This is a genomic window from Pseudoduganella sp. RAF53_2, assembly GCF_052113985.1.
Lineage (GTDB): Bacteria > Pseudomonadota > Gammaproteobacteria > Burkholderiales > Burkholderiaceae_D > Rugamonas.
Genome location: NZ_JBFRDW010000205.1, coordinates 1 through 11,686 on the forward strand (window position 1 = coordinate 1; position 11,686 = coordinate 11,686).

8 protein-coding genes, 1 tRNA gene and 1 pseudogene are annotated in these 11,686 nt (G+C 59.3%); all 10 read left to right on the forward strand.

Annotation, left to right across the window (positions count from 1 at the left end; translation table 11 throughout):
* The coding region (locus AB4Z11_RS13925; RefSeq protein WP_442025850.1) for an elongation factor Tu at positions 1-171 on the forward strand (171 nt) is incomplete at its 5' end.
* A gap of 84 nt (positions 172-255) precedes the next feature.
* A tRNA-Trp gene (locus tag AB4Z11_RS13930) sits at positions 256-331 on the forward strand.
* A gap of 36 nt (positions 332-367) precedes the next feature.
* Entirely contained in the window at positions 368-751 is a 384-nt protein-coding gene (gene secE, locus AB4Z11_RS13935; protein ID WP_442025844.1) for a preprotein translocase subunit SecE, read from the forward strand.
* On the forward strand, positions 751-1,350 hold the full coding sequence (gene nusG / locus AB4Z11_RS13940) for a transcription termination/antitermination protein NusG (RefSeq protein ID WP_442025845.1): 600 nt from the start codon (positions 751-753) through the stop codon (positions 1,348-1,350). The genes secE and nusG overlap by 1 nt, the downstream gene beginning before the upstream one ends.
* Before the next feature lie 89 nt (positions 1,351-1,439).
* The gene (gene rplK, locus AB4Z11_RS13945) at positions 1,440-1,871 is read left to right on the forward strand and encodes a 50S ribosomal protein L11 (RefSeq protein WP_442025846.1); all 432 of its coding nucleotides are present in this window, start codon (positions 1,440-1,442) and stop codon (positions 1,869-1,871) included.
* 2 nt (positions 1,872-1,873) lie between these two features.
* The gene (gene rplA, locus AB4Z11_RS13950) at positions 1,874-2,569 is read left to right on the forward strand and encodes a 50S ribosomal protein L1 (protein ID WP_442025847.1); all 696 of its coding nucleotides are present in this window, start codon (positions 1,874-1,876) and stop codon (positions 2,567-2,569) included.
* Between the two features lie 241 nt (positions 2,570-2,810).
* A complete protein-coding gene (rplJ, locus tag AB4Z11_RS13955; RefSeq protein WP_442025848.1) occupies positions 2,811-3,308 on the forward strand; it encodes a 50S ribosomal protein L10 in 498 nt (165 codons plus the stop codon).
* Positions 3,309-3,372: 64 nt separating this feature from the next.
* Complete coding sequence (gene rplL, locus AB4Z11_RS13960; protein ID WP_395403418.1) at positions 3,373-3,750, forward strand: 50S ribosomal protein L7/L12; 378 nt, start codon at positions 3,373-3,375, stop codon at positions 3,748-3,750.
* Between the two features lie 219 nt (positions 3,751-3,969).
* Positions 3,970-8,079 carry a DNA-directed RNA polymerase subunit beta gene (gene rpoB, locus AB4Z11_RS13965; RefSeq protein ID WP_442025849.1) on the forward strand — a complete coding sequence of 1,370 codons (4,110 nt, stop codon included), beginning with the start codon at positions 3,970-3,972 and terminating at the stop codon, positions 8,077-8,079.
* 117 nt (positions 8,080-8,196) lie between these two features.
* Positions 8,197-11,686, forward strand: a pseudogene (gene rpoC / locus AB4Z11_RS13970) (DNA-directed RNA polymerase subunit beta'); the annotation flags it as partial.

An 11,686-nucleotide genomic window follows, 5' to 3' on the forward strand; every position in this document is an offset into this window, starting at 1 on the left:
ACCGGCTCCATCGAGCTGCCGAAGGACAAGGAAATGGTTATGCCTGGCGATAACGTGTCGATCACCGTCAAGCTGATCTCCCCGATCGCTATGGAAGAAGGTCTGCGCTTCGCAATCCGCGAAGGCGGCCGTACCGTTGGCGCCGGCGTGGTTGCCAAGATCATCGACTAAGAGCGATCTGAATCCGAGCCAAGACTAGCGCCCGTCTCTGATGGGTGCTAGAATTACGGATTCCACTGATAAAGTTTTACACGTAGGGGCGTAGCTCAATTGGCAGAGCGTCGGTCTCCAAAACCGAAGGTTGGGGGTTCGATGCCCTCCGCCCCTGCCACCGAATATGGTGCAGGGCACCGAAAGTAAAAAGTAAATGTCTAATCAATCCGTGCAAACCGTTAGCACGACGAACGATAAGTTCAAAGTCGTGCTGGCAGTGGTTGCGCTGGTTGCGGGCGTAGTCGGGTTCTTCTACCTGGCAGGTCAACCAACCCTGGTGCGAGCGATCGCGCTTGTGGTTGGTTTGCTCGTTTCCGCCGGCATCGCGTACACCTCGACCACTGGTCGCGAATTCATGAATTTCGCGAAAGAGTCCGTTCGCGAGACTAAGAAAGTGGTATGGCCAACCCGCAAGGAGGCAACCCAGATCACCCTGATCGTCTTCGGCTTCGTGCTGGTGATGGCGGTGTTCCTGTGGGGTACGGATAAGATTCTGGAATTCCTGTTGTACGACGTCATCCTGGGTTGGAAGAAATAATGAGCGAAATTGTGCAAGACGAGCCGGGCAAGGAAGAGCCTGAGCAGGCGGTTTCCACGCCGGTCAGCAACAAGCGCTGGTACGTCGTCCACGCCTACTCCGGTATGGAGAAGAGCGTACAGCGAGCCCTGATGGAGCGCGTTGAGCGCGCCGGCATGCAAGAGCAGTTCGGCCAGATCCTGGTTCCGACTGAAGAGGTCGTTGAAGTGCGCAACGGCCAGAAGTCCGTTACCGAGCGCCGTTTCTTCCCGGGCTACGTCCTGGTGGAAATGGAAATGACGGACGAAACCTGGCACCTGGTGAAGAACACCAGCAAAGTGACCGGTTTCATTGGCGGCAAGTCGAACAAGCCGACCCCGATTCCTGCGCGCGAGATCGACAAGATCATGCAGCAGATGCAGGAGGGTGTGGAAAAGCCGCGTCCAAAAGTGCTGTACGAAGTGGGCGAGCAAGTCCGCATCAAGGATGGTCCGTTCACCGACTTCAACGGCAATGTCGAAGAAGTCAATTACGAGAAGTCCAAGGTGCGTGTATCGGTCACCATCTTCGGCCGCGCAACCCCTGTCGAACTCGAATTCGGCCAGGTCGAAAAAGTTTAACGCCGCGGCGGAGCGTTTAATCCGCCACCAAGAGGAGCCCCGCCGCGTGCGGGGCGCTACTACTCAATCCAACGATAGGAAGTGCCCAAATGGCAAAGAAAATCATTGGCTTTATCAAGCTGCAAGTGCCAGCTGGTAAGGCAAACCCATCCCCTCCGATCGGCCCGGCTCTGGGTCAGCGCGGTCTGAAYATCATGGARTTCTGCAARGCGTTCAACGCSCAGACCCAAGGTATGGAACCAGGCATGCCGATCCCTGTGATCATCACCGCCTTCGCGGACAAGTCCTTCACCTTCGTGATGAAGACCCCGCCAGCGACCTACCTGATCAAGAAGCACTCCGGCGTGCAAAAAGGCTCCTCCAAGCCGCACACCGACAAGGTCGGCAAGCTGACCCGCGCTCAAGCGGAAGAAATCGCTAAACTGAAGACCCCGGACCTGACCGCTGCCGATCTGGAAGCGGCTGTGCGCACCATCGCTGGTTCCGCACGCTCCATGGGCATCACCGTAGAGGGCATCTGATCATGGCAAAACTGTCCAAGCGCGCTCAAGCCATCAAGGCTAAAGTAGACCGTACCAAAGTGTACGCCTTCGACAACGCAGTGTCCCTGGTGAAAGAACTGGCCACCGCCAAGTTCAACGAATCCATCGACGTGTCCGTCCAGCTGGGCGTGGACCCGAAGAAGTCCGACCAGGTGGTGCGTGGCTCCGTGGTTCTGCCAGCAGGCACCGGCAAGACCGTTCGCGTTGCCGTGTTCGCTTCCGGCGACAAGGCTGAAGCAGCGAAAGCCGCTGGCGCCGACGTGGTAGGTATGGAAGACCTGGCCGAGCGCGTCAAAGCCGGCGACATGCCGTTCGACGTGGTCATCGCTTCCCCAGACACCATGCGTATCGTTGGTACCCTGGGCCAGATCCTGGGCCCACGCGGCCTGATGCCTAACCCGAAAGTTGGCACCGTAACCCCGGACGTGGCTGGCGCCGTGAAGAACGCCAAGGCCGGTCAGGTTCAGTACCGTACCGACAAGGCAGGTATCATCCACGCGACCATCGGCCGCAAGTCGTTCACCGACGCTGATCTGAAGACCAACCTGGTTGCTCTGATCGACGCGCTGAACAAGGCCAAGCCTGCTTCGTCCAAAGGCGTGTACCTGCGCAAAGTGTCGATTTCCTCGACCATGGGCGCTGGCGTGCGTGTTGACCACGCTACCCTGGCAGCGTAATGAATTAAGTCCCCGCCGAAAGGTGGGGCGGATCTTTGGGCTGGCAGGGGCAACCCTGTCAGGCCTTCAAAGACCGTTGGGCTCGATGCATCAAGCAGGCATGGGGTTAATCGCCGGAAGGCGCCCAACGCAGATGGTGTACCCGAACAAGTTTCTGTAGTCCATTGGACTCCTAAACCTCGGACGCCGTTGTTCGAACCGATGTGCGGCGCAAGCCAAGCATCATTTAAGGAGGTTGACCGTGGGTCTCAATCTGAATGACAAAAAGGCCGTCGTCGCCGAAGTTTCCGCAAAAGTAGCAACTGCGCAAACTATCGTCGTGGCCGAATACCGTGGCATCCAGGTTGGTCACTTGACTCAACTCCGTGCTAAAGCGCGTGCGCAAGGCGTGTACATTCGTGTTCTGAAGAACACCCTGGCACGCCGTGCAGTAGAAGGCACGCAGTTCGCCCCTCTGGCCGATTCCATGACCGGTCCGCTGATCTATTCGATCTCGGATGATGCCGTTGCTGCAGCGAAAGTCGTCGCCGACTTCGCCAAGACCAACGACAAACTGGTTGTGAAGGCTGGTAACTTTGCCGGTAAACAGCTCGACGTAGCTGGCGTTACCGCACTGGCGAGCATTCCAAGCCGTGAAGTCCTCATCTCGCAGCTGTTGGGCGTTATGCTGGCTCCGGTGTCGGGCTTTGCACGTGGTCTGGCTGCTCTGGCAGCCAAGAAAGAAACCGAAGCCGCTTAATCGCTGGCTTAGTTTCTTAGTCAATACCAATTCTGTAGTATTACAAACAAATTAGGAGTTTCAAATGGCAATTTCCAAAGACGACATCCTGAACGCAGTGTCCGAAATGTCCGTAATGGACCTGAACGAACTGGTTAAGGCTTTCGAAGAAAAGTTCGGCGTGTCCGCCGCTGCAATGGCAGCTCCGGCTGCTGGCGGCGCCGCTGCCGGTGCAGCTGCTGCTGAAGAGCAGACCGAATTCAACCTGGTTCTGTCCGAAGTGGGCGCGAACAAAGTTGGCGTGATTAAGGCAGTTCGCGAAATCACCGGTCTGGGCCTGAAAGAAGCCAAGGACCTGGTTGACGGCGCACCGAAGACCGTGAAAGAAGCCCTGTCGAAAGCTGACGCTGAAGCCGCTAAGAAGAAGCTGGAAGAAGCTGGCGCCAAGGCCGATCTGAAGTAATTTGCGTAAGGCGGGGCAACCCGCTAAACGTGGGAAGCCAATCGGCGGATCTCCTCGGAAGAGGGGTCCGCCTTTGGCTCCTTTGTCGTCTGTGTTGTTGATGTTGTTGTTTTGATGTTGTTTAGCAGTGTGATTTAACGCAGTGGCTTGAGGTTTTGGCTGGCGTGTGCCAGTCAAAACCTGAAGCCTCTATCCTTTCCTGTCACTCACGGAGTGTCCATGCACTACTCATTTACTGAGAAGAAACGCATTCGCAAGTCTTTTGCGAAACGCGCCAACGTCCACAACGTTCCGTTCCTGCTGGCTACCCAGCTCGAGTCGTACGAAAACTTCTTGCAGGAGCACACTCCGGTTGCAACGCGCAAGAACGAAGGCCTGCAGTCCGCCTTCACCTCGATCTTCCCTATTGTTTCCCATAACGGCTTTGCCCGTCTGGAATTCCTGTCCTACGTACTGGGCGACCCCGCCTTCGACGTCAAGGAATGCCAGCTGCGCGGCCTGACCTTCGCGTCGCCGCTGCGCGCCAAGGTGCGTCTGGTGATCCTGGACAAGGAATCGCCAACCAAGCCCGTCGTGAAGGAAATGAAGGAGCAGGAAGTCTACATGGGCGAACTGCCCCTGATGACCAGCACCGGTTCGTTCGTGATCAACGGTACTGAGCGTGTGATCGTTTCTCAGCTGCATCGCTCCCCGGGCGTGTTCTTCGAGCACGACCGCGGCAAGACCCACTCGTCCGGCAAGCTGCTGTTCTCGGCCCGTATCATTCCTTACCGCGGTTCCTGGCTGGACTTCGAGTTCGACCCGAAAGACATCCTGTACTTCCGCGTCGACCGCCGCCGCAAGATGCCGGTATCGATCCTGCTGAAGGCGATCGGCATGACCCCGGAACAGATCCTGGCGAACTTCTTCGTCTTCGACAACTTCAACCTGCGTTCGGAAGGCGCCGAGATGGAGTTCGTGTCCGAACGCCTGCGCGGCGAAGTCGCGCGCTTCGACATCGTCGATCCGAAGTCGGGCAAGACCATCGTGGTCAAGGACAAGCGTATCAACGCCAAGCACGTGCGCGAAATCGAGCAGGCCGGCATCCAGCACATCTCCGTGCCGGAAGACTACCTGCTGGGCCGCGTGCTGGCCAAGAACATCGTTGATCCGGAAACCGGCGAAATCGTGGCCCTGGCCAACGACGAGCTGACCGAAGAAACCCTGGGCAAGCTGCGCGACGCCAACATCAACGCCATCCAGACGCTGTACACCAACGATCTGGACCAGGGCGGCTACATCTCCCAGACCCTGCGTATCGACGACACCGCCGACCAGACCGCGGCCCGTATCGCGATCTACCGCATGATGCGTCCTGGCGAACCGCCAACCGAAGAGTCGGTGGAAGCCCTGTTCAACGGCCTGTTCTACAGCCCTGAGCGCTACGACCTGTCGGCCGTGGGCCGCATGAAGTTCAACCGCCGTATCGGCCGTGACGAACTGACCGGCGCCATGACCCTGTCGAACGAAGACATCCTGGCCGTGATCAAGATCCTGGTTGAGCTGCGCAATGGCCGCGGCGAAGTGGACGATATCGACCACCTGGGTAACCGTCGCGTGCGTTGCGTGGGCGAGCTGGCCGAGAACCAGTTCCGCGCCGGCCTGGTGCGCGTCGAGCGCGCCGTGAAAGAGCGTCTGGGCCAGGCGGAAGCCGACAACCTGATGCCGCACGACCTGATCAACTCCAAGCCGATTTCGGCTGCCATCCGCGAGTTCTTCGGTTCGTCCCAGCTGTCGCAGTTCATGGACCAGACCAACCCGCTGTCCGAGATCACCCACAAGCGCCGTGTTTCCGCACTGGGCCCTGGCGGTCTGACCCGCGAACGCGCCGGCTTCGAGGTGCGCGACGTGCACCCGACCCACTACGGCCGCGTATGCCCGATCGAAACGCCTGAAGGCCCGAACATCGGTCTGATCAACTCGCTGGCACTGTACGCCCGCCTGAACGAATACGGCTTCCTGGAAACCCCGTACCGCAAGGTCGAAGGCTCCAAGGTGACCGACAAGATCGATTACCTGTCCGCGATCGAAGAAGGCCGCTACATCATCGCCCAGGCAAACGCCAAGGTGAATGAGCAGGGCCAGCTGGTCGACGAACTGGTATCGTCCCGTGAAGCCGGCGAAACCATCCTGGTTTCCCCAGAGCGCGTGCAGTACATGGACGTGGCCCCAGGCCAGATCGTGTCCGTGGCAGCATCGCTGATTCCATTCCTGGAGCACGATGACGCGAACCGTGCACTGATGGGCGCCAACATGCAGCGTCAGGCTGTGCCTTGCCTGCGTCCTGAAAAGGCGCTGGTCGGTACCGGCATCGAGCGCACCGTGGCAGTCGACTCCGGCACCACCGTGCAGGCACTGCGCGGCGGCGTGGTGGACTACATCGATGCGGGCCGCGTCGTGATCCGCGTGAACGATGAAGAAGCACAGGCTGGCGAAGTCGGTGTGGACATCTACAACCTGATCAAGTACACCCGTTCCAACCAGAACACCAACATCAACCAGCGTCCGATCGTCAAAGTGGGCGACCGTGTGGCCAAAGGCGACGTGATCGCCGACGGCGCATCGACCGACCTGGGCGAACTGGCACTGGGCCAGAACATGACCGTGGCCTTCATGCCATGGAATGGTCTGAACTTCGAAGACTCGATCCTGATCAGCGAAAACGTCGTGAAAGACGACCGCTACACCTCGATCCACATCGAAGAACTGAGCGTAGTTGCGCGTGACACCAAGCTGGGCCCTGAAGAAATCACCCGCGATATCTCCAACCTGGCTGAGAACCAGCTGGCGCGTCTGGACGAATCCGGCATCGTGTACATCGGCGCTGAAGTGCAGGCCGGCGACACCCTGGTTGGTAAGGTGACCCCGAAAGGCGAAACCCAGCTGACCCCGGAGGAGAAGCTGCTGCGCGCGATCTTCGGCGAAAAAGCGTCCGACGTGAAGGACACCTCGCTGCGCGTGCCGTCTGGCATGGTTGGTACCGTGATCGACGTGCAAGTGTTCACCCGCGAAGGCATCCCACGCGACAAGCGCGCCCAGCAGATCATCGACGATGAACTGAAGCGCTTCCGTCTGGACCTGAACGACCAGATGCGTATCGTGGAAGGCGACGCCTTCCAGCGTCTGGAAAAGACCCTGATTGGCCAGGTGGTCAACGGYGGTCCGAAGAAGCTGGCGAAAGGCGCCAAGATCACCAAGGAATACCTGGATGATCTGGACAAGTTCCACTGGTTCGACATCCGCCCTGCGGAAGACAGCCTGGCCGCCGCACTGGAAGCCATCAAGGAATCGATCAACGAGAAGCGCCACCAGTTCGACCTGGCCTTCGAAGAGAAGCGCAAGAAGCTGACCCAGGGCGACGAGCTGCAGCCTGGCGTGCAGAAGATGGTCAAGGTTTACCTGGCCGTTAAGCGCCGCCTGCAGTCCGGCGACAAGATGGCAGGCCGCCACGGTAACAAGGGTGTGGTCTCGCGTATCGTTCCGGTGGAAGACATGCCTTACATGGCGGACGGTACTCCGGCCGACGTGGTGCTGAACCCGCTGGGTGTTCCGTCCCGTATGAACGTGGGTCAGATCCTGGAAACCCACCTGGGCTGGGCAGCGAAGGGCCTGGGCATCCGTATCGGCGAAATGCTGCAAGCGCAGATCAAGGTCGAAGAGATGCGCAAGTACCTGACCACCGTGTACAACGAGACCGGTTCGAAGGAAGACATCGCCAACTTCAGCGACGACGAAATCATGTCGCTGGCGGCCAACCTGAAGAAGGGTGTTCCGTTCGCAACCCCAGTGTTCGACGGTGCGCACGAATCCGAAATCCGCCGCATGCTGGACCTGGCGTACCCGGACGAGATCGCAACCAAGCTGGGCATGACCGAATCGAAGAACCAGGTCACCATGTACGACGGCCGCACCGGCGAAGCCTTCGAACGCAAGGTTACCGTGGGCGTGATGCACATGCTGAAGCTGCACCACCTGGTGGACGACAAGATGCACGCACGTTCGACCGGTCCTTACTCGCTGGTGACCCAGCAGCCTCTGGGCGGTAAGGCGCAGTTCGGCGGCCAGCGCTTCGGTGAGATGGAAGTGTGGGCGCTGGAAGCATACGGCGCCTCCTACGTGCTGCAAGAAATGCTGACCGTGAAGTCCGACGACGTGAACGGCCGTACCAAAGTGTACGAAAACCTCGTCAAGGGCGACCACGTGATCGATGCCGGCATGCCGGAATCGTTCAACGTGCTGGTGAAGGAAATCCGTTCCCTGGGTATCGATATCGACCTGGAACGCGGCTAAAGCCTACGGCCGAAAACAGGTGGCAGCCACGGCGTGGCAGCCACCAGGTTTCCGCCTCGGGTTTCAAGCAGTTCACCAACACGCAAATTTAGAATTCATCACTACCTGGAGTGATACATGAAAGCCCTGCTCGACCTGTTCAAGCAAGTACAGCAAAACGAGTCCTTCGACGCGATCAAGATCGGTCTGGCCTCGCCTGAAAAAATTCGTTCCTGGTCTTACGGCGAAGTTAAAAAGCCTGAGACCATCAACTACCGTACCTTCAAGCCAGAGCGCGATGGTCTGTTCTGCGCCAAGATCTTTGGCCCGATCAAGGACTACGAATGCCTGTGCGGCAAGTACAAGCGCCTGAAGCACCGCGGTGTCATCTGCGARAAGTGCGGCGTTGAAGTGACSCTGGCCAARGTKCGCCGTGAGCGYATGGGCCACATYGARCTGGCYKCGCCGRYYGCSCACATCTGGTTCCTGAARTCGCTGCCKTCGCGTCTGGGTATGGTCTTGGACATGACCCTGCGCGATATCGAACGCGTGCTGTACTTCGAAGCATACGTGGTGACCGATCCAGGCATGACCCCGCTGAAGAAGTGCCAGATCATGTCGGAAGACGATTACGCCGCCAAGTACGAAGAGTACGGCGATGACTTCACCGCCTTCATGGGCGCGGAAGGTATCCGTGAACTGCTGCGCTCGATCGACATCCACCGCGATGCCGAAGCCCTGCGCGTGGAGCTGAAGGAATCGAAGTCCGAAGCGAAGATCAAGAAGTACGCCAAGCGCCTGAAAGTGCTGGAAGCGTTCCAGCGTTCCGGGCCTGATGGAGCTGCGTGCTCCAGAGATCATCACGCGCAACGAAAAGCGCATGCTGCAGGAAGCAGTGGACTCGCTGCTGGACAACGGCCGTCGCGGCAAGGCGATGACCGGCGCCAACAAGCGTCCGCTGAAGTCGCTGGCTGAAATGATCAAAGGTAAGGGCGGCCGCTTCCGTCAGAACCTGCTGGGTAAGCGCGTCGACTACTCCGGCCGTTCCGTGATCGTGGTGGGTCCACAGCTGAAACTGCACCAGTGYGGTCTGCCGAAGCTGATGGCCCTGGAACTGTTCAAGCCATTCATCTTCAATAAACTGGAGTTGATGGGCTTGGCCACCACCATCAAGGCTGCCAAGAAACTGGTTGAGCAACAGGAACCAGTGGTTTGGGACATCCTGGAAGAAGTGATCCGCGAACATCCGATCATGCTGAACCGTGCGCCGACCCTGCACCGTCTGGGTATCCAGGCGTTCGAGCCGGTGCTGATCGAAGGCAAGGCCATTCAGCTGCACCCGCTGGTCTGCGCGGCGTTCAACGCTGACTTCGACGGTGACCAGATGGCAGTTCACGTGCCGCTGTCCATCGAAGCACAGATGGAAGCCCGCACCCTGATGCTGGCCTCGAACAACATCCTGTTCCCGTCCAACGGCGAACCGTCGATCGTGCCGTCCCAGGATATCGTGCTGGGTCTGTACTACGCGACCCGCGAAGCAGTCAACGCCAAGGGCGAAGGCATGCTGTTCCCGGACGTGTCGGAAGTGATCCGCGCCTACGACAACAAGGAAGTTGAACTGGCCACCCGCATTACCGTACGTATCGTCGAGAATCCAAAAGATCCGGCGACCGGCGAGTTCGTGCGTACCCTGACCCGTTACGAGACCACCGTTGGCCGTGCCATCCTGTCCGAGATCCTGCCGAAGGGCCTGCCATTCTCCGTGCTGAACCGCGCGCTGAAGAAGAAGGAAATCTCGAAGCTGATCAACACTTCCTTCCGCAAATGCGGCCTGCGCGCGACCGTGGTGTTTGCCGACCAGCTGATGCAGTCGGGCTTCCGCCTGGCGACCCGCGCCGGTATCTCCATCTGCGTGGACGACATGCTGGTGCCGGAAGTGAAGAAGACCCTGATCGCCACCGCCGAATCCGAAGTCAAGCAGATCGAGCAGCAGTACGCTTCCGGTCTGGTGACCGCGGGCGAGCGCTACAACAAGGTCGTCGACATCTGGGGCAAGACCTCCGATGAAGTCGGCAAGGCGATGATGGACCACCTGAAGGTGGAAGACGTGATCCGCCGCGACGGCACCAAGTCGACCCAGGAATCGTTCAACGCGATTTACATGATGGCCGACTCGGGCGCCCGTGGTTCCGCTGCCCAGATCCGTCAGCTGGCCGGTATGCGTGGTCTGATGGCGAAGCCGGACGGCTCGATTATCGAAACGCCGATTACCGCGAACTTCCGCGAAGGCCTGAACGTTCTGCAGTACTTCATCTCGACCCACGGCGCTCGTAAAGGTCTGGCGGATACGGCACTGAAGACCGCGAACTCCGGTTACCTGACCCGCCGTCTGGTGGACGTGACCCAGGATCTGGTGGTGACCGAGGACGATTGCGGCACTTCCAACGGCACGCTGATGAAGGCGATGGTCGAAGGCGGTGAAGTGATCGAAGCCCTGCGCGACCGTATCCTCGGCCGCGTGGCCGGCACCGACATCGTCAATCCTGAAACCCAGGAAACCGCGTTCGAAGCCGGCACGCTGCTGGACGAAGACATGGTGGAAGAGATCGAGCGCATGGGCGTGGACGAAGTCAAAGTCCGCACCCCGCTGACCTGCGAAACCCGCTACGGCCTGTGCGCCAAGTGCTACGGCCGCGACCTGGGCCGCGGCATGCTGGTGAACTCCGGCGAAGCAGTGGGTGTTGTGGCAGCACAGTCGATCGGTGAGCCGGGTACCCAGCTGACCATGCGTACCTTCCACATCGGTGGTGCGGCGTCGCGTGCAGCAGTGGCCTCCTCGGTGGAAGCGAAGTCGAACGGTATCATCCGCTTCACCGCGACCATGCGTTACGTTACCAACGGCAAGGGCGCTCAGATCGTCATTTCCCGTTCCGGCGAAGTGCTGATTACCGACGACCACGGCCGTGAGCGCGAGCGTCACAAGGTGCCTTACGGCGCGACCCTGATCGTCAAGGATGGCATGACCGTGAAGGCTGGCGCTCCTCTGGCAACGTGGGACCCGCTGACCCGTCCGATCATTACCGAGTACGCCGGTACGGTGCGTTTCGAGAACGTCGAAGAAGGCGTGACCGTGGCCCGTCAGGTGGACGAGGTGACCGGTCTGGCAACCCTGGTGGTGATCGACGCCAAGCGTCGCGGCTCGCCGGGCAAGGCCATGCGTCCGCAGGTGAAACTGCTGAACGAAGACGGTCAGGAAGTGAAGATCGCCGGCACTGAACACGCAGTGGCGATCGGCTTCCAGGTTGGCGCGCTGATCATGGTGAAAGATGGCCAGCAAGTGTCCGTGGGTGAGGTTCTGGCGCGTATCCCGACCGAATCGCAGAAGACCCGTGACATTACCGGTGGTCTGCCACGCGTTGCGGAACTGTTCGAAGCACGTTCGCCGAAAGACGCGGGCATGCTGGCGGAAGTGACCGGTACTGTGGCCTTCGGTAAGGAAACCAAGGGCAAGCAGCGTCTGGAAATCACCGACATGGACGGCAACAAGCACGAGTTCCTGATTACCAAGGACAAGCAAGTGCTGGTGCACGACGGCCAGGTGGTGAACAAGGGCGAGATGATCGTGGAC